Source organism: Streptomyces sp. STAM6 (genome assembly GCF_054963715.1).
This window is the reverse complement of record NZ_JBUEFZ010000003.1, coordinates 354,316-372,361: the sequence shown is the minus strand read 5'-3', so window position 1 is coordinate 372,361 and position 18,046 is coordinate 354,316. Positions and strand designations below refer to the sequence as shown.

The 18,046-nt window shown below is 71.9% G+C and carries 14 protein-coding genes; 4 read left to right on the top strand and 10 right to left on the bottom strand.

Features of this window, described 5'->3' with window-relative positions; genetic code table 11:
• Nucleotides 1-32 precede the first annotated feature (32 nt).
• The 3 genes from gcvH to ACY34K_RS06400 all read left to right on the top strand — a co-directional run bounded on the left by gcvH (nucleotide 33) and on the right by ACY34K_RS06400 (nucleotide 3,220).
• Nucleotides 33-410, top strand: a complete 378-nt coding sequence (gcvH, locus tag ACY34K_RS06410; protein WP_462744616.1) for a glycine cleavage system protein GcvH — start codon at nucleotides 33-35, stop codon at nucleotides 408-410.
• A gap of 10 nt (nucleotides 411-420) precedes the next feature.
• A complete protein-coding gene (gene glyA, locus ACY34K_RS06405; protein WP_462744614.1) occupies nucleotides 421-1,680 on the top strand; it encodes a serine hydroxymethyltransferase in 1,260 nt (419 codons plus the stop codon).
• A gap of 172 nt (nucleotides 1,681-1,852) precedes the next feature.
• A complete protein-coding gene (locus tag ACY34K_RS06400) occupies nucleotides 1,853-3,220 on the top strand; it encodes an L-serine ammonia-lyase (protein WP_462744612.1) in 1,368 nt (455 codons plus the stop codon).
• Here the strand turns inward: ACY34K_RS06400 and ACY34K_RS06395 are convergent.
• The 7 genes from ACY34K_RS06395 to ACY34K_RS06365 form a co-directional block, all read right to left on the bottom strand.
• Entirely contained in the window at nucleotides 3,207-4,169 is a 963-nt protein-coding gene (locus tag ACY34K_RS06395; RefSeq protein WP_462744610.1) for a CopD family protein, read from the bottom strand. The two genes, ACY34K_RS06400 and ACY34K_RS06395, sit on opposite strands and share 14 nt — an antisense overlap.
• A gap of 64 nt (nucleotides 4,170-4,233) precedes the next feature.
• On the bottom strand, nucleotides 4,234-4,449 hold the full coding sequence (locus ACY34K_RS06390; RefSeq protein ID WP_462744608.1) for an EF-hand domain-containing protein: 216 nt from the start codon (nucleotides 4,447-4,449) through the stop codon (nucleotides 4,234-4,236).
• A gap of 171 nt (nucleotides 4,450-4,620) precedes the next feature.
• Nucleotides 4,621-5,811 (bottom strand): YncE family protein, encoded by a 1,191-nt coding sequence (locus ACY34K_RS06385; RefSeq protein WP_462744800.1) that lies wholly within the window; start codon nucleotides 5,809-5,811, stop codon nucleotides 4,621-4,623.
• A gap of 395 nt (nucleotides 5,812-6,206) precedes the next feature.
• Nucleotides 6,207-6,710, bottom strand: coding sequence for an ATP-binding protein (locus tag ACY34K_RS06380; RefSeq protein WP_462744606.1), 504 nt, complete (start codon nucleotides 6,708-6,710; stop codon nucleotides 6,207-6,209).
• A 262-nt stretch (nucleotides 6,711-6,972) separates the two neighbouring features.
• Nucleotides 6,973-7,740, bottom strand: coding sequence for an enoyl-CoA hydratase/isomerase family protein (locus ACY34K_RS06375; protein WP_462744604.1), 768 nt, complete (start codon nucleotides 7,738-7,740; stop codon nucleotides 6,973-6,975).
• 86 nt (nucleotides 7,741-7,826) lie between these two features.
• On the bottom strand, nucleotides 7,827-9,071 hold the full coding sequence (locus ACY34K_RS06370) for a L,D-transpeptidase (RefSeq protein ID WP_462744602.1): 1,245 nt from the start codon (nucleotides 9,069-9,071) through the stop codon (nucleotides 7,827-7,829).
• Between the two features lie 178 nt (nucleotides 9,072-9,249).
• Nucleotides 9,250-10,485 carry a L,D-transpeptidase gene (locus tag ACY34K_RS06365; RefSeq protein WP_462744600.1) on the bottom strand — a complete coding sequence of 412 codons (1,236 nt, stop codon included), beginning with the start codon at nucleotides 10,483-10,485 and terminating at the stop codon, nucleotides 9,250-9,252.
• A 165-nt stretch (nucleotides 10,486-10,650) separates the two neighbouring features.
• On the opposite strand from ACY34K_RS06365, the gene glgX reads away from it, so the two are divergent.
• Complete coding sequence (gene glgX, locus ACY34K_RS06360) at nucleotides 10,651-12,927, top strand: glycogen debranching protein GlgX (protein WP_462744598.1); 2,277 nt, start codon at nucleotides 10,651-10,653, stop codon at nucleotides 12,925-12,927.
• 318 nt (nucleotides 12,928-13,245) lie between these two features.
• Here glgX and ACY34K_RS06355 read toward each other — a convergent pair whose 3' ends face one another.
• The 3 genes from ACY34K_RS06355 to ACY34K_RS06345 are packed head-to-tail and all read right to left on the bottom strand — an operon-like array spanning nucleotide 13,246 to nucleotide 17,680.
• A complete protein-coding gene (locus ACY34K_RS06355; protein WP_462744596.1) occupies nucleotides 13,246-13,968 on the bottom strand; it encodes a PaaI family thioesterase in 723 nt (240 codons plus the stop codon).
• Between the two features lie 5 nt (nucleotides 13,969-13,973).
• Entirely contained in the window at nucleotides 13,974-15,893 is a 1,920-nt protein-coding gene (locus ACY34K_RS06350; RefSeq protein WP_462744594.1) for an ABC transporter ATP-binding protein, read from the bottom strand.
• Nucleotides 15,890-17,680, bottom strand: a complete 1,791-nt coding sequence (locus tag ACY34K_RS06345) for an ABC transporter ATP-binding protein (protein WP_462744592.1) — start codon at nucleotides 17,678-17,680, stop codon at nucleotides 15,890-15,892. Before ACY34K_RS06345 ends, ACY34K_RS06350 begins: the two co-directional genes overlap by 4 nt.
• Nucleotides 17,681-18,046: the final 366 nt, after the last annotated feature.

Genomic DNA, 18,046 nt, shown 5'->3' with positions numbered 1-18,046 from the left:
AGCACTCCCCCGCGTACAGGAGAATTCAGGTCATGAGCAACCCTCAGCAGCTGCGCTACAGCAAGGAGCACGAGTGGCTGTCGACCGCCGAGGACGGCGTGTCGACGGTCGGCATCACGGAGCACGCGGCCAACGCCCTCGGCGACGTCGTGTACGTCCAGCTCCCGGCGGTGGGCGACACCGTGACCGCGGGCGAGACCTGCGGTGAGCTGGAGTCGACCAAGTCCGTCAGCGACCTGTACTCCCCGGTCACCGGCGAGGTCGTCGATGCGAACCAGGACGTCGTGGACGACCCGTCGCTGGTGAACTCCGCCCCCTTCGAGGGCGGCTGGCTGTTCAAGGTCCGTGTCGCGGAGGAGCCGAAGGACCTGCTCTCCGCCGACGAGTACACCGAGTTCTCCGGCTCTTAAGGACTTCCCGATGTCGCTTCTGAACACCTCCCTCCACGAGCTGGACCCGGACGTCGCCGCCGCTGTCGACGCCGAGCTCCACCGTCAGCAGTCCACCCTCGAAATGATCGCCTCGGAGAACTTCGCTCCGGTCGCGGTCATGGAGGCCCAGGGCTCGGTCCTCACCAACAAGTACGCCGAGGGCTACCCCGGCCGCCGCTACTACGGCGGCTGTGAGCACGTCGACGTGGTCGAGCAGATCGCGATCGACCGCATCAAGGAGCTCTTCGGGGCCGAGCACGCCAACGTCCAGCCGCACTCCGGTGCGCAGGCCAACGCCGCCGCGATGTTCGCGCTGCTGAAGCCGGGCGACACGATCATGGGTCTGAACCTCGCCCACGGCGGTCACCTGACCCACGGCATGAAGATCAACTTCTCCGGCAAGCTCTACAACGTCGTCGCGTACCACGTCGACGACGCGACGGGCCAGGTCGACATGGCCGAGGTCGAGCGCCTCGCCAAGGAGTCCAAGCCGAAGCTGATCGTGGCCGGCTGGTCCGCCTACCCCCGTCAGCTGGACTTCGCCGCCTTCCGCCGCATCGCGGACGAGGTCGGCGCCTACCTGATGGTCGACATGGCCCACTTCGCGGGCCTGGTCGCGGCGGGTCTGCACCCGAACCCGGTCCCGTACGCCCACGTCGTGACCACCACCACGCACAAGACCCTGGGCGGTCCGCGCGGTGGCGTGATCCTCTCGACGGCCGAGCTCGCCAAGAAGATCAACTCCGCGGTCTTCCCCGGTCAGCAGGGCGGTCCGCTGGAGCACGTGATCGCCGCCAAGGCGGTCTCCTTCAAGGTCGCGGCCTCCGAGGAGTTCAAGGAGCGCCAGCAGCGCACCCTGGACGGCGCCCGCATCCTGGCCGAGCGCCTGGTCAAGGACGACGTCAAGGAGCACGGCGTCTCGGTCCTGTCCGGCGGCACGGACGTGCACCTGGTCCTGGTCGACCTGCGCAACAGCGAGCTGGACGGCCAGCAGGCCGAGGACCGGCTCCACGAGGTCGGCATCACGGTCAACCGCAACGCGATCCCGAACGACCCGCGGCCCCCGATGGTCACCTCGGGCCTGCGCATCGGTACGCCGGCCCTGGCCACGCGCGGTTTCCAGGCGGAGGACTTCCGCGAGGTCGCCGACATCATCGCCGAGGCGCTGAAGCCGTCGTACGACGCCGAGGCGCTCCGGGGCCGGGTCTCGGCCCTCGCCGCGAAGCACCCGCTTTACCCTGGTCTGTAACCTGTTCGTCGTACTGCGGACACCTTCGCCCGTTACGTACGTTACAGACCGAACCGCGGGGCACCGCGCACACTGACCAGTGAGTGCGGTGCCCCGTCTCTTGCCCCACCCCCGCGTTGCCCCCTGCACCACCCCGGCAGACAGCGACGTCTACCAACCAAGGAGTCCCCCCGTGGCCATCTCGGTCTTCGACCTGTTCTCGATCGGCATCGGCCCGTCCAGCTCCCACACGGTCGGCCCCATGCGGGCGGCCCGGATGTTCGCGCGCCGCCTGAAGAACGAGGGGCTGCTGGCGCCGACCACGTCCATACGGGCCGAGCTGTACGGCTCGCTGGGCGCGACCGGCCACGGCCACGGCACCCCCAAGGCCGTCCTGCTGGGCCTGGAGGGCGACTCGCCCCGCACGGTCGACGTCGAGACCGCCGACGACAAGGTCGAGCGGATCAGGACCGAGGGCCGCATCAGTCTGCTCGGCGTCCACGAGATCGGCTTCGACTTCGACAAGGACCTGGTCCTGCACCGCCGCAAGGCGCTGCCGTACCACGCCAACGGCATGACCCTGTGGGCGTACGACGCCGAGGGCGCCACCCTGCTGGAGAAGACCTACTACTCGGTCGGCGGCGGCTTCGTCGTGGACGAGGACGCGGTCGGCGAGGACCGGATCAAGCTCGACGACACCGTGCTGAAGTACCCCTTCCGCACCGGTGACGAGCTGCTGCGCCTCGCGAAGGAGAGCGGCCTGTCGATCTCCGCGATGATGCTGGAGAACGAGAAGGCCTGGCGCACCGAGGAGGAGATCCGCGAGGGCCTGCTGGACATCTGGCGGGTCATGCAGGCCTGCGTCTCCCGCGGAATGTCCCGCGAGGGCATCCTGCCCGGCGGCCTGAAGGTCCGCCGCCGCGCCGCGAACACCGCCCGCAAGCTGCGCTCCGAGGGCGACCCGCAGGCGCTGGCCATGGAGTGGATCACGCTCTACGCGATGGCCGTGAACGAGGAGAACGCCGCGGGCGGCCGCGTCGTCACCGCACCGACGAACGGCGCCGCGGGCATCATCCCGGCGGTCCTGCACTACTACATGAACTTCGTGCCCGGCGCCGACGAGGAGGGCGTCGTGCGCTTCCTGCTCGCCGCGGGCGCGATCGGTCTGCTCTTCAAGGAGAACGCCTCGATCTCCGGCGCCGAGGTCGGCTGCCAGGGCGAGGTCGGCTCGGCCTGCTCGATGGCGGCCGGCGCGCTCGCCGAGGTCCTCGGCGGCTCCCCCGAGCAGGTGGAGAACGCCGCCGAGATCGGCATGGAGCACAACCTGGGCCTGACCTGCGACCCCGTCGGCGGCCTGGTGCAGATCCCGTGCATCGAGCGCAACGGCATGGCGGCGGTCAAGGCCGTCACGGCGGCACGGATGGCGATGCGCGGCGACGGCAGCCACAAGGTCTCCCTCGACAAGGTCATCAAGACCATGAAGGACACCGGCGCGGACATGTCGGTGAAGTACAAGGAGACCGCGCGCGGCGGTCTCGCGGTGAACATCATCGAATGCTGAGGCTCGTACTGAGCCAGTGGGGGTCGGGCACCACGGTCAGGATCGCCGAGACCAGGACGACCCCCGCGAGGGCGCCCAGCTCGATCCGGGCGGGGCGTTCCGCGTCATCGCCCCGCCGCATGCGCCGCCGGGCGGTCAGGGCGAACGCGCTCACCACGGCCACCAGGGCCAGTTTGGCGATCAGCACCCGGCCGTAGGCGGAGTCGACCACGACGTCGGCCGGGAGGCGGCGGAGCGTGGAGCAGATGCCGGTGGCGGCGAGCGCGGCGTACAGCCAGGCCGCGAGCCGGGCGTAGCGCAGCAGGACGTCCCGGCCGCCGCCGCGCAGTCGCATCGTACGCAGCACGTACAGCAGCCCGCCCGCCCACAGCGACGCGGCCGTCAGATGGACGACGGTGAGGGCGATGCCTATCTCGGGGGTGTACGGCTCGGGGTGGGCGCGCAGCGCCTCCGCGGCGATCACCAGGCCCAGCGGGGCGAGCGCCCAGCCGGGGCGTCCCAGCGCGGGGCAGGCGGCCGCCAGGGCGAAGCCGTTGGCGATGGCCAGCAGCAGTGCGCCGTCCCGCGTGCCGTAGGTGGTGGTGAGGTCCAGATCGCTGACGCGGGCCAGCAGCACGATCTGTCCGCCCGCCGCGGCCGCCCCGGCGAGCGCGGCGGGCAGCGCGACGGAACGGGGCAGCGGTCCGCGGCCGGCGAGCCTGGCGCCGGCCAGTTCGCCCAGGTGCACGGCGAGGGCGGCGAAGACGGCGGCCCGCAGGGCGGTGGTGGGGCCGGCCGCGGGTATGCGGAGTTCTCCGGTGCCGTGGCCGGCCGCGGCGGCGCCGAGCAGGGCGACGCCCACTGCGGCCAGCGCGGCGACCGCGAGCAGGACGGCGTGCCGGGGGCGCGGCGCCCGCCGCGGGGGTGTCCGCGCACGGTCGGGGCCGGTGGCGGGGCCGGGGAGCGTCACCGGGCGGTCCTCCTGGAACGGCGGCGCCGCCCGTGTCCCGGGCGGCGCCGTCCTGGTGCGTGGGTCAGGCCTTGTTGAGGTGCGCCCAGAACTCGTCGAAGGTCAGCCGGCCGTCGCCGTTGCTGTCCTTGGCCTTGATGACGGCCTCCGCGACCGGCTCGGTGACATGGAAGTCGCCCAGCTGCGCCATGGCGCTCTTGTACTCGGCGGCCGTGATGAAACCGTCCCCGTCCGCGTCGAACCGCTCGAATGCCTTGCGCGCCGACTCGATGTCCGCCACAGGTCCACCCCTTCTTGGTGCATAACTGACGGCGGTCAGATTATCGGCCGCTCCGGACGGCCGGTTCCGGGGGCCACGGACTGGGGCCGGACCGGCGACGGCGGGGGCCGGCGGAAGAGGGGCGGGGGTGCCGCCCGTCTCACCGGGCGCGGGCCGGAAGACGGGCGGGGGTCACCGGAAGACGCCGGTGTGGCCGAGGGAGTACCGGCCCGGCTGCGGGTAGACCGCGAGACCGTGCGGGCCGCTGCCCACGGGGATGCGGGCCAGCTGTTTGCCGGTCGTCGTGTCGATCGCGTACACCTCGGCGTCGTAGCGCCCGGACAGCCACAGCACCTTGCCGTCGGCGGAGACGCCGCCCATGTCGGGGGAGCCGCCGTCCGGCAGCCACCACTTCTTGGTGAGCTTGTTCCGCGCGAAGTCGAAGACGGAGATGGAGCCCTCACCGCGGTTGGGGACGTACATCTCCCTGGAGTCGCGGGAGACGTAGAGCCCGTGGGCGCCCTTGCCGGTGGGCAGCAGGGAGGGGGTGGTGAACTTCTCCCCGTCCAGCACCCACATGCCGTGGGCGACCATGTCGGCGATGTAGAAGGTCCTGCCGTCCGGGGAGATCTTCACGTCCTGCGGCATCGCGCCGGCGAACGGCAGCTTCTGCTGTCCGACGACCTTCATCTTCTCCGTGTCGACCTTGAGCAGTTCGCCGGAGAACTCGCAGGAGACGATGAAGTACCGGCCGTCGGCGGAGAAGTCGGCGTGGTTGACGCCGTAGCAGGAGACCGGCTCGGTGTGCAGGCGTTTCATGGTGTGCGGGTCCCGGAAGACCAGTTCGCGGTCGAGGGAGGCCATCACGACGGCGTGCTTGCCGTTGGGCGTGAAGTAGAGGTTGTACGGGTCGTGGACCTCGACCGGTTTGCCGGCGACGCCCGTCGCCGGGTCGATCGGGGTGAGGGTGTGGCCGCGGTTGTTGTTGACCCAGAGCGTCTTGAGGTCCCAGGAGGGGACGACGTGCTGGGGCTGGACACCGACCGGGATCGTCTCGATGACCTTGTACGTCCGGGGGTCGATGACCGACACGGTGTTGGAGTTGGTGTTGGGGACGTAGACCCGGGCCGGGAAGTGCCGGACGACCGGGGAGAAGTTGTTCGGCCGGTCGGCCGCGTAGATGTCCTTGGGATCGAGGACGGGCGGCATGCCGGGCAGGCCCGGGGGCGGTGCCGCCTTCTTGGGCACGGCGGGCCGCGCGGCCTCGGTGCTCCGCGTGCGGCCTGGGTCGTCGGCGGCGCCGCAGCCGGCGAGGGCGACCAGCAGGGCGGCCGCCAGCAGGGTGGGGAAGGTGCGTGCGACGCGTGGGCGGTCGGTGTGGATCACGCGACCATTTAAGGGGTCATATGGACGGAAGGTAACGATTGACCCATTTAATCCGCGATCGGGTCGCGGACCGCACGGCACCACACCCCCTCAGATGATCGAGGAAACAATCACTCGAACCCATATTTATTCATGGTTTTTGAGGCCAGTGGCTCATCTCACCTACGATTCAATTCCAGCCATGCCCGAATTGATCCTCTATGCGGCGGTACGGTCTTTTGGCGGCAAGGCCCCCGTCTGCCATAGTCGATGACACGACCCCCATTGACCCGGGCCAGGTCGTTCCGGCGCTCGTGGACACACCCCACCCCACGTCCACGGCGCTCCACAGCAAAGCCCCCGTGGCGCCGTCTCCGGCGCGAAGGGGGCTTTCGCACGCCGGCTTCCGCGCCCTAGCGGTCGGAGACGCGCATCTCGAACCAGGTGGTCTTGCCGCGGGGCAGCAGATCGACACCCCAGCGGTCGGACAGCTTGTCGACGAGGAAGAGCCCGCGGCCGCTCGTGTCCATCTCGTGCACGGGCATCAGACACGGCAGCCCGCGCGAGGGGTCGCGCACCTCGATCCGGATCCAGCCGCGCCGGCGCAGCATGCGCAGGCCGAAAATCCTCGCCCCGGTGTGCCGGACCGCGTTGCCGACGAGCTCGGAGACGAGCAGGATCGCGTGTTCGGCGATCTGCGGGGAGAGTCCCCACTGGCGCAGCACCACACACTGCGTCAGCCGGCGCGCGGTGGCGGCCGATTCGGGACGGGACGGCAGCTTGACCTCTCCGTCCGTCGGATTGCCGAACAACTCCAGGGCCTTGAGCGCCTGTTCGTCGTCCGCTGCCGGTACCCACCGCGCGGCGGTAGCGCTGCCGCGCTGCCGCGGTTGCTCGACACCTTCAAGCCCCGCCATGCCCACCATGATGGCCGCCCGGCGCTCCCCGCGTGGCCGTTCCGGGTGAATCGCTCACCCGGAAGGGAGCACGGCGGGGGCGGCGCCTGGCATATGACTCCGGCAGTAAGCAGCCACGATTCCTGGCGTGACCTGCGGTGACGCAGAGCACACGAGTGATCGCCGAGTGCGCGGGGGCCGTCAGCCTTAAGGTTGCTTTAAGGCCGGGCCACACCACCCACACGGCTGACGCGGCGCCTGTCGCTGCCCAACGGGCGTTCGACTAGAGGAACTTGGCCTTGCCGGGGCCCTCCTCGACGAAGCTGCGCATACCGCGCTCGCGGTCCTCGGTGGCGAACAGCCCCGCGAACCAGTTGCGTTCGACGGTCAGGCCGGTGTCGATGTCCGTCTCCAGGCCCGCGTCGACCGACTCCTTCGCGGCCCGCAGCGCGAGCGCGGGACCCTGGGCGAGCCGGGCGGCCCAGGCGTGCGCCTGCTCGTACACCTCCGCGGCGGGCACGACCCGGTCGACGAGACCGATGGCGAGCGCCTCGTCGGCCTTCACGTGGCGGCCGGTGAAGATGAGGTCCTTGGCCTTGGACGGGCCGACCAGGCGGGCGAGCCGCTGGGTGCCGCCCGCGCCGGGGATGAGACCCAGCAGGATCTCGGGCTGGCCCAGCTTGGCGTTGTCGCCGGCGATCCGGAAGTCGGCGCAGAGCGCCAGCTCGCAGCCGCCGCCCAGGGCGTAGCCGGTGACGGCGGCGACGACGGGCTTGGGGATGCGGGCGACGGCGGTGAAGGAGTCCTGGAGCGCCTTGGACCGCAGCACCATGGCCGCGTGGTCCATGGCCTGCATCTCCTTGATGTCCGCGCCGGCCGCGAACACCTTCTCGCCGCCGTAGATCACCAGGGCCCGGACGTCGTCGCGGCGGGTCGCCTCCTCGGCGAGCTCGCGCAGCCGGTCCTGGGTGGCGATGTCCAGCGCGTTCATCGGCGGGCGGTCCAGACGGAGGGTGCCGACGCCTTCGGAGACTTCGAGAGTGACTGTCATACGGGGCAGGTTAGCCGCCGTTAACGACGAGGGGCCCGGTGCCGTTGGTCACAACGGCACCGGGCCCGCACGAAGTGCGTCGGGTCCTACTTGATCCACTCCGACCAGGGCATGTTCCAGCCGTTCAGACCGTTCTCGGGCTGGATCTGCTTGTCCTTGGAGTTCTTCACGACCACCACGTCGCCGATGATCGAGTTGTCGTAGAACCAGGCCGCCGGGGTGGAGCTGTCACCGGCGCCGCGGGCGTCACGCAGGCCCACGCAGCCGTGGCTGACGTTGGCGGAGCCGAAGGTGCCGCTGGAGGCCCAGTAGTTGCCGTGGACGAACGTGCCGGAGGTCGACAGGCGCATGGCGTGCGGGACGTCCTTGATGTCGTACTCGCCGCCGAAGCCCACGGTGGCGCCGTTCATCCGGGTCACCTTGTACTTCTCGCTGATGACCATCTGGCCGTTGTACGTCGTGGTGGACGGCGCGCCCGCGGTGATCGGGATGTTCTTGATCTCCTTGCCGTCCCGGACGACCTTCATGGTGTGGTCGCTCGCGTCGACGGTGGAGACCTGGCTGCGGCCGATGGTGAACTTCACGGTCTTGGACTGCTTGCCGTAGACGCCGGGGCGGCCCTCGACGCCGTCCAGGTCGAGCCGGACGGTCACCTTGGTGCCCGCGGCCCAGTACTTCTCGGGGCGGAAGTCGAGCCGGTCGTTGCCGAACCAGTGGCCCTCCACCGGCACGGACGGCTCGGCGGTCACCTTGATGGCCTTCTCCACGGCCTCCGGGTTGGTGATGCCACGGGTGAAGTTGATGGAGACCGGCATGCCGACACCGACGGTCGAGCCGTCCTCGGGCGTGTAGTGGCCGAGGAAGGTGTTCTTCGGGACGAGCGTGGTGAAGGTGGTGTCCTTGGCGGACTCACGGCCCTCGGTGTCCTCGGCGACCGCGTGCACCTTGTACTTGGTGCCCGCCGCCAGGTGCCGCACCGGCTCCCAGCTGGTGCCGCCGGCGGCCATCCTGCCCTCGACCGCGTTGCCCTTGGAGTCCGCCACGGTGACGGTGGTGAGCTTGCCCTTCTCCGCGGTGACCTTCAGCGCGCCGCTGGTGGCGACCGACGCGGCGCCGTCCTTGGGGGCGACGGTGACGACGGCCTGCGAGGCCGCGTTCTCCACCTTGCCGCCGTCGGGCTTCTTCTCCCCGCTCTTGCCGCTGTCGGAACCGGAGCCCCCGCACGCCGTCACCAGCAGCAGCAGCGCCCCCAGCACCAGAGCCAGCAGACCCTTGCCACCGCGCCTGCCGCCCGCCCCGGCCGATGCCCCCGATATCGGCTGCCCGTTCACGATGTCCTTCTCCCCTCCAGCCGGCCTGGCACCGCCACGGCCCGCACCCCCGCGCGCTGCACTCGCACGCACCGCGATAGATAATCACACCGCGAGCACTGCGATGCGCCCGTGAATGTCACCGTTCAGTCCCAAGTTTCTCCGGACCGGGGGCGGGCCGTACCAGGCGGGGGCGGGGTCAGCGCAGCGCGGAACCCGCCGTCCAGTCGGTCCACGACATGTTCCAGCCGCCCAGCCCGTTGTGGGGGGCGACCGTCCTGTCACGGGAGTTGACCACCTCCACGACGTCGCCGATCAGGGTACGGTCGAAGAACCAGCCCGCCGGGGTCTCCTCGCTGCCGCCCTTCACATCACGCAGCCCGACACACCCGTGGCTGACGTTCGCCGATCCGAACGTCGACGCGTCGGCCCAGTAGTTGCCGTGCAGGAACGTCCCGGAGTCGGTCAGCCGCATGGCGTGCGGCACGTCCTTGATGTCGTACTCGCCCTTTCCGTCCTTCTTCTTGAAGCCGACCGTGGCACCGTTCATCCGGGTCACGTCGAACAGTTCGGTCACCACCATCTTCCCGTTGTACGTGGTGGTCTTCGGCGCCCCGGCCGTGATGGGCAGCGTGGCCAGGACCCGGCCGTCGCGCCGCACCTCCATGGTGTGGTCCTCGGCGTCCACCGTGGACACCTGGGAGCGGCCCACGGTGAAGCCGACGGTCTTGCGCTGGATGCCGTACACCCCCTTCGCGCCCTCGACGTCGCGCAGCCGCAGCTCGACGCTGACCCGGCTGCCCGGCTTCCAGTACTCCCTGGGCCGGAAGTCCAGCCGCTCGTTGCCGAACCAGTGGCCCACCACCTCGACCGGCGGCCGGGACGTCACCCGGATGGCCCGCTCGACGGCCGCCCGGTTCTCGATCGGCCGGTTGAAGTCGAAGGACACGATCATGCCGGTGCCGACGGTGGAGCGGTTCTCCGGCTTGAAGTAGCCGATGAAACGGTGCTCGGGCACCGCGGTGGTGAAGGTGGTGTGCCGGGCAGAGCGGCGGCCGTGGCCGTCCAGGGCGACCGCGTCGACGCTGTACTTGGCGGCCAGGGACAGCCGGTGACCGGGCGCCGGGCGCCAGCGCAGCCCGTCGCCGGAGATCGTGCCCGGCACCTCGGCCGGCTGCTCGTCCTCCACCTTGGTCACCTTGACCCGCTCCAGCCGGCCGCTGGGCACCCTCACCTCGACCCGGCCGTCCGGCGGCACCCCCTTCACGCCGTCGTCGGGAGTCACCCGGATGGTGTCCCCCGGCGCGCGCGCCTTGTCCCCTACGCCGATGTCGAGACCGCCTTCCCCGGTGCAGCCGGTCAGTCCGGTCATCAGTCCTGTCCATGCCACGGCCACGGCCATGCCGAGCCCTGCCCGCTTCAGTACGTGTTTCACGCCCCGCCCAACGAGTGCCCCCCTCCAGGGGAAACGTCAGTACGGGTCATGTTGGGAGCCGGGCAGTCCGGGCAGAACAGGTGGGAGAACGATGGACCGGGAGCCGCGGCCGGGACGCCGCGCGCCCGGCAGCACGCAGCCGGACGAGCCGCGGGAGGCCGGCAGGTGTCGAGCGCAGCCGAGCAGGAGGCAGTTCAGGGTGCGGTGCGGGACACGGTACGGGCGGCGCCGACCGCCCCGGCCGGCGCGCCGGGCCAGGGACGCGACGGGGCGCGGACGGCCCCGGAGGGACCGGCGCCGGCCGTGTGGCCGGGGGCGCCCACGCCGCTGGGCGCCCGGTTCCGGGACGGACCCGGCGGGGTGGCGGGCACCAACTTCGCCCTCTGGGCGGGCGGCGCGGAGGCGGTCGACCTGTGCCTCTTCGACGCGCACGGGGCCGAGACCCGCGTACCGCTCACCGAGCTGACGCACGAGATCTGGCACGGCTTCGTGCCGGGGGTGCGGCCGGGGCAGCGGTACGGGTACCGGGTGCACGGCCGCTGGGACCCGTGGACCGGTGCCCGCTGGAACCCGGCCAAGCTCCTCCTCGACCCGTACGCCCGGGCGGTCGACGGAGACTTCGTGCTGCCGCCCGAGGTGTACGGGCATGTGCGGGACTGGCCCGAGCAGCATGTCGCCGACACCGTGCGGGACACCCGGGACTCCGCCCCGTACGTGCCCAAGGGGGTCGTCGTGCACGATGACGACGACTGGGCCGACGACCGCCGGCCCAAGACGCCGTGGGCCGACTCGGTCATCTACGAGGTGCATGTGCGCGGCTTCACCATGCGCCATCCGGGCATCCCGGAGAAGCTGCGCGGCACCTACGCGGGCCTCGCCCACCCGGCCGCGATCGACCATCTGGTCCGGCTGGGGGTCACCGCGGTCGAGCTGCTGCCGGTGCACCAGTTCGCCCACGAGGACCATCTGCTGAGGCGCGGCCTGAAGAACTACTGGGGCTACAACTCCATCGGGTACTTCGCGCCGCACGCCGCGTACAGCGCGTCGGGCACCACCGGCGGGCAGGTCGGCGAGTTCAAGCGGATGGTGAAGGCCCTGCACGCCGCGGGCATCGAGGTCATCCTCGACGTGGTCTACAACCACACGGCCGAGGCGGGCGAGCTGGGCCCCATGCTGTCGCTGCGCGGCATCGACAACCGCGGCTACTACCGGCTCCAGCCGGACGCCCGGAGGTACGCCGACTACACGGGCTGCGGCAACACCCTCCACGTCGTCCAGCCGCACGTGCTGCGCCTGATCACCGACTCCCTGCGGTACTGGGTGACGGAGATGGGCGTCGACGGGTTCCGCTTCGACCTGGCGGCGGCGCTGGCCCGCTCCATGCACGACGTCGACATGCTGTCGCCGTTCCTGGCGGTCATCGCCCAGGACCCGGTGCTGCGGCGGGTGAAGCTGATCGCCGAGCCGTGGGACATCGGCAGCGGCGGCTACCAGGTCGGTGCGTTCCCGCCGCTGTGGACCGAGTGGAACGATCGCTACCGCGACGCCGTGCGCGACTTCTGGCGCGGCGCCCTGCCCGATGTGAGGGACCTGGGGTACCGGCTGTCCGGGTCCAGCGACCTGTACGCGTGGGGCGGGCGGCGGCCGTACGCGTCCATCAACTTCATCACGGCGCACGACGGCTTCACCCTGCGCGACCTGGTCTCCTACGAGGCCAAGCACAACGAGGCCAACGGCGAGGGCAACCGGGACGGCACCAACGACAACCGGTCCTGGAACTGCGGCGCCGAGGGCGAGACCGACGATCCCGCGGTCAACGCGCTGCGCCGCCGCCAGGTCCGCAACCTGCTCACCACCCTGCTGCTGTCGACCGGCGTGCCGATGCTGGTCGCCGGCGACGAGATGGGCCGTACGCAGGGCGGCAACAACAACGCGTACTGCCAGGACAACGAGATCGGCTGGGTCGACTGGTCGCAGCTGCAACGCCCGGGGCCGCGGGGCCTGCTGGAGCTGGCCACCCGGCTGCTGGAGCTGCGCCACCGCCACCCCGTGCTGCGCCGCCGCGCGTTCTTCTCCGGCCGTCCGCAGGGCGCCGACGGACTGCGGGACCTCGCGTGGTTCACCACCGACGGCGAGGAGATGACCGAGGCCGACTGGTACGCCCCGGCCGCCACGATCGCCCTCTATCTGTCCGGGCGTGACATCCCGGGCCGGGACGCCCGGGGCGAGCCGATCACCGACGACAGCTTCCTGACGATCCTGCACGCCTCGGACACCCCGGTGCGCCACCGCCTGCCGGGGCCGCCGTGGGCGCAGACGTACGAACTGGTCGTGGACACGTCCCGCGAGGACCAGTCCGGTCCGCCGGGCACGGTCCACCGGGGCGGCGAGGAAGTGACCGTCCCGGCCCGGTCGGTGCTGCTGCTCCGGGTCAGCGACTGAGGCGCTTACGCTGCACCGGGCCGGGCCGGTGAGCGGGTTCGGTGCGTCCGGACGCAAGGCGGAGGACGCCACTGCGGTGGGGGCGCGTCCCCTGCCCGAAGGGCCACGGGGGACATGGGCGACCCGCGACAACGCGGCCGCCGCGCGTGCCGGGGCTCGCGAGCCCGGCAGCATCCGAAGGAACGCCCCAGCGCCCGGACCGTGGAGGGCGGGCCCGGGGCTCGGACCCGGGGATCCCCCGGACCGTCGAGGCTCGGCCCGGCCCCGAACCCGGCGATCCCCTGTCTCGGAACCCGCCCCGGCGCCGGGCCCAGGGGGTCAGGTGTCGCGCGGGTCCACCCAGAGGGCCTCCGCGACCGCGCACAGCTCGCCCTCGGCCGTCGCGAGCGCCACCCCCACCGTGTGCTTGCGGCCCGACTCGGCGAGCAGCCAGGCGTACGAGACGTGCGGCGTGCCCGCGCGCACCGGGCGCAGCAGGGTGGCGGTCAGGGACGCGGTCACCGCGCCGGGGCGCTGGGTGCCCAGCAGGCGGCCCGCCCAGTTGCCGGGGCAGTCCACCGCGCCCCACACCAGCGCGTCCGGCAGCAGTCCGTCCGCGTCGGAGAGCGCCGGGTGCGGCTCCCAGCCGCAGGCCACCACGTCCCGCCCGGCGACCGGCCCGCAGTGCAGGTGCAGGCCCTGGTCCGGTGCGCGGTTCAGGCCGCAGCCGAAACAGTCGACCATGCCCTCGGGCGGGTTCGCCCGGACCGCCTTCGCCGCCGCGAGGGACTCGGCCCAGTCCGGCACGGCGGGCGGCTCGGCCGGCAGCGGCCCGGCCGGCGACGCCACGGCCAGCGGCCGCCCGTCCGCGCCGGTCAGCGCGGAGCCGCCGTCGGGTGTGGCGCCGACCGCCACCGGCACGTCCACGGGCACCGGACCGCGGAAGTCCACCCGTACCGTCCCGGCGTCGGTACGTTCCGCCAGCACGCCCGCCACATAGCCGCCGAAGGCGATTCCCGGATAGCCCGAGTAGAGCCGCGGCACCACGATCTTCTCCGTCATGGCCCTCACCCCACCACACTCTCGCGCCAGGCCTGGTGCAGACCGGCGAAGCGGCCGTCCCCGGCGATCAGCTCACCGGGCGGGCCGTCCTCCACGATCCGGCCGCCCTCCATCACCAGCACCCGGTCGGCGATCTCCACGGTCGACAGCCGGTGGGCGATCACCACGGCCGTACGGCCGTGCAGCACCGTGTCCATGGCGCGCTGCACCGCCCGCTCCCCCGGGATGTCGAGCGAGCTCGTCGCCTCGTCGAGGATCAGCACCGCCGGGTCGGCCAGCAGGGCCCGGGCGAACGCGACGAGCTGGCGCTGGCCGGCCGAGATCCGGCCGCCCCGTTTGCGTACGTCGGTGTCGTAGCCGTCCGGCAGACCGGTGATGAAGTCGTGCGCGCCGATCGCCTTGGCGGCCCGCTCGATCTCGTCCCGGGTCGCCTCGGGCCGTCCGATCGCGATGTTCTCCGCGATGGTCCCGGAGAACAGGAACGCCTCCTGCGTCACCATGACCACGCCCCGGCGCAGTTCGCCGGTGGCCAGGTCGCGCAGGTCCACCCCGTCGAGCAGGACGCGGCCGCCGGTCGGGTCGTAGAAGCGGGCCAGCAGCTTGGCGAGCGTGGACTTGCCCGCGCCGGTCGAGCCGACGACGGCCACGGTCTGGCCCGCCGGGACGGTCAGGTCGAAGCGCGGCAGGACCTCGCCGCCGGTGCGGTAGGCGAACCTCACGTCCTCGAAGACGACTTCCCGGCCCGGCTGTCCGGACCGGGCCGGCGGCAGCTCACGCGGCGCGGCGGCCTCCGGGACGGTCGGGACCTGGGCGAGCAGTCCGGCGATCTTCTCCAGTGAGGCGGCGGCCGACTGGTAGGAGTTGAGGAACATCCCGAGCCGGTCGATCGGGTCGTACAGCCGGCGCACGTACAGCACGGCGGCGGCCAGCACGCCGAGGGCGAGGGTCCCGCCGGCGACGCGGTGGGCGCCCCACAGGACCATGCCGGCGACGGCGGTGTTGGCGACGAGCCGGGAGCCGACGACATAGCGGGCCATCTCCAGGATGGCGTCGCCGTTGCTGCGCTCGTGGTGGTGGTTGAGCTCCGTGAACCGGGCGTCGTTGGCCCGTTCCCGCCGGAAGGCCCGCACCGGCCGGATGCCGTTCATCGTCTCGGCGAACTTCACGATGACGGCGGCGATCGCGGTCGAGCGGGCGCTGAACGCGACCGCGGCGCGCCGCCGGTAGAGCCGTACGAGGAGGTACAGCGGCACGAACGAGGCGACGGCGACCGCGCCGATGCCGAGGTCGAGCCAGAGCAGCACGAGGGAGATGTAGACGAACGACAGGACGACGCCGATGAGCTCCTGGAGACCCTCGCTCAGCAGCTCGCGCAGCGACTCGACGTCGGTCGTCGACCGGGAGATCAGCCGCCCCGACGTGTACCGCTCGTGGAAGTCCACACTGAGCGCCTGCGCATGGCGGAAGATCCTTCCGCGCAGGTCGAGGAGCACGTCCTGGTTGACGCGGGCGGCGGTCCGGACGAACGCGTACTGGAGGAACCCGGCGCCCGCGGCGCACAGGGCGTACCCGGCGGCGAGGGCGATCAGCGGGCCGTGGTCGCCGTGGCGCAGGGCGGGCACGCCGCGGTCGATCGCGAACGCCACCAGCAGCGGGCCGGCCTGTACGGCGGCCTGCTGGAGCAGCAGGAGCAGCGCGGAGAGCGCGACGCGCCCGCGCCGCGGGGCGAGCAGTGACCGCAGCAGCGCGCCGGTGGCCCCCTCGGCGGCGGGCAGGGTGTCCCGGTCGAAGGGATCGCCGCCGGTCGCGCGGCCGCCCGGCGCGTCCGGGCCGGGCTGCGGGGTCCGCGCCGGCCCGGGCGTTTCCGGACCGGGCGCCGCGCCGTCGTCGGCGCCCGGGGCCGGGTCCGTGGTCGTGCTCGTCATCGCGCACCGCCCGTCGTGTCGGCGCCGGACATCAGCCAGGCGTACTCCGCGTTGTCCCTCAGCAGTTCGTGGTGGGTGCCCACCGCGGCGACGCGGCCCTCCGAGAGGAGGGCGACCCGGTCGGCGAGGAGGACCGTGGAGGGGCGGTGGGCGACGACCAGGGCGGTCGTGTCGCGCAGCACCTCGCGCAGGGCGGCCTCCACGAGGGCCTCGGTATGGACGTCGAGTGCCGACAGAGGGTCGTCGAGGACCAGGAACCGGGGACCGCCCACCACCGCACGGGCCAGGGCGAGCCGCTGGCGCTGGCCGCCGGAGAGGCTCAGGCCCTGCTCGCCGACCTGGGTCCCGACGCCCTGCGGCAGCCGGGCGGCGAATCCGGCCTGCGCGACGTCCAGGGCCCGGCGGAGCTCCGGCTCGCCCGCCGTCTCGGCGCCCATCAGCACGTTCTCACCGACGCTCGCCGAGAACAGCGTCGGCTCCTCGAACGCCACCGACACCAGCTCGCGCAGCCGTTCCCGGGGCATCGCCGCGATGTCGTCGCCGTCGAGCAGGATGCGCCCGCCGGTCACCTCGAACAGCCGGGGCACCAGGGCGGTCAGGGTCGTCTTGCCCGACCCGGTCGCGCCGACCAGCGCCATCGTCTCGCCGGGCCGGATGTGCAGATCGATCCGGTCGAGCACCGGCCGCGCGTCCGCCGTCGCGTCCGGGTACCGGAAGGAGACCCCCTCGAAGCGGAGGCCGTCCCGCACCCCGGTCTTACGCCCGGGCCCGGCCTGCGCCGCGCCGTCGTCGTCCTCCTCCGCCTCGTCCATCACCTCGAAGAACCGCTCGGTGGCCGTCGCCGCCTCCTGGCCCATCGCCAGCAGGAAGCCGATCGACTCGATGGGCCACCGCAGGGCCAGGGCCGTCGACAGGAAGGCCACCAGGGTGCCCGCCGAGAGTCGTCCGTCGGCGACCTGCACGGTGCCGAGCACCAGCGCCGCGCCGATGGCCAGTTCGGGCACGAGGGTGATCAGTGCCCAGATGCCGGCCAGCAGCCGGGCCTTGTCCAGTTCCGTGCCGCGCAGCCGGCCCGCCAGGGTGCGGAACGCGAGCGCCTGGCTGCGGTGGCGGCCGAAGCCCTTGATGATGCGGATGCCGAGCACGCTCTCCTCGACGACCGTGGTCAGATCGCCCACCTGGTCCTGGGCCCGACGCGCGACCAGCGCGTACCGCGACTCGAACAGGTGGCAGAGGACGATCAGCGGTGCCACCGGCAGCAGCAGCACCAGCCCGAGCGTCCAGTCCTGCGCCAGCAGCACCACGCAACCGACGAGCACCGTGACCCCGTTGACGAAGAGGAACGTCATGGGGAAGGCGAGGAACATCCGCAGCAGGGACAGGTCCGTCGTCGCCCGGGAGAGCAGCTGCCCCGAGGCCCACCGGTCGTGGAACGCCACGGGCAGCCGCTGCAGGTGCCGGTACAGGTCGGCGCGCATCGCCGCCTCGACCCCCGCCAGGGGGCGGGCCACCAGCCAGCGCCGGAACCCGAAGAGCAGCGCCTCCGCGATCCCCAGGAGCAGCAGCACCAGCGCCCCGAACCAGACCCCCCCGGGGTCCCGCTCGGCCACCGGACCGTCGACGAGCCACTTCAGGACGAGCGGGATGACGAGCCCCAGACAGGACGCCACGACGGCGACGACCGCCGCGGTGCCCAGGCGTACGCGGACGGGGCGCACGTACGGCCAGAGCCGCAGCAGGGAGCGAACGGATGAACGGTTCCTGGTGGTTGCATCTTCTCCGGGCATCAGGACCGAGCCTACGGTTCGGCACTGACATCGCTCATGTGCTTTTCCTCCGGTCGGGGCGGGGCCGTACCGGGGTGTAGACCGATCGGCCGAGGCCGTCGCCGTGGGTACGCCCGCGGCATCGTGGGCCGGCGGCGCGGAACGCGCCACCTTTCGTTCCGCCCGCGGCGTCCGGCGGGCCTCGACCGCTCCACGCGCCGTTCACAACGGACGTGTGCGATCCGGTTCACCGCGGGCCCGGTGCCGCCGGGCCGTCGCGAACCCGGGTGTCGCCGCGGTGTTGCACGGCGAAACGTCCGCTTAACGAACATGACTTTTCGGGCAACGGACGATTTCCGGCCAAATCCTTGACGCGCCCCTGTCAGA

What these genes read in the sequence shown, in the direction of transcription:
- gcvH (WP_462744616.1), top strand. Translation starts at nt 33, where the DNA reads ATGAGCAACCCTCAGCAGCTGCGCTACAGCAAGGAGCACGAGTGGCTG.
- glyA (WP_462744614.1), top strand. Translation starts at nt 421, where the DNA reads ATGTCGCTTCTGAACACCTCCCTCCACGAGCTGGACCCGGACGTCGCC.
- ACY34K_RS06380 (WP_462744606.1), bottom strand. Translation starts at nt 6,710, where the DNA reads ATGGCGGGGCTTGAAGGTGTCGAGCAACCGCGGCAGCGCGGCAGCGCT.
- ACY34K_RS06375 (WP_462744604.1), bottom strand. Translation starts at nt 7,740, where the DNA reads ATGACAGTCACTCTCGAAGTCTCCGAAGGCGTCGGCACCCTCCGTCTG.
- ACY34K_RS06355 (WP_462744596.1), bottom strand. Translation starts at nt 13,968, where the DNA reads ATGACGGAGAAGATCGTGGTGCCGCGGCTCTACTCGGGCTATCCGGGA.
- ACY34K_RS06350 (WP_462744594.1), bottom strand. Translation starts at nt 15,893, where the DNA reads ATGACGAGCACGACCACGGACCCGGCCCCGGGCGCCGACGACGGCGCG.
- ACY34K_RS06345 (WP_462744592.1), bottom strand. Translation starts at nt 17,680, where the DNA reads ATGCCCGGAGAAGATGCAACCACCAGGAACCGTTCATCCGTTCGCTCC.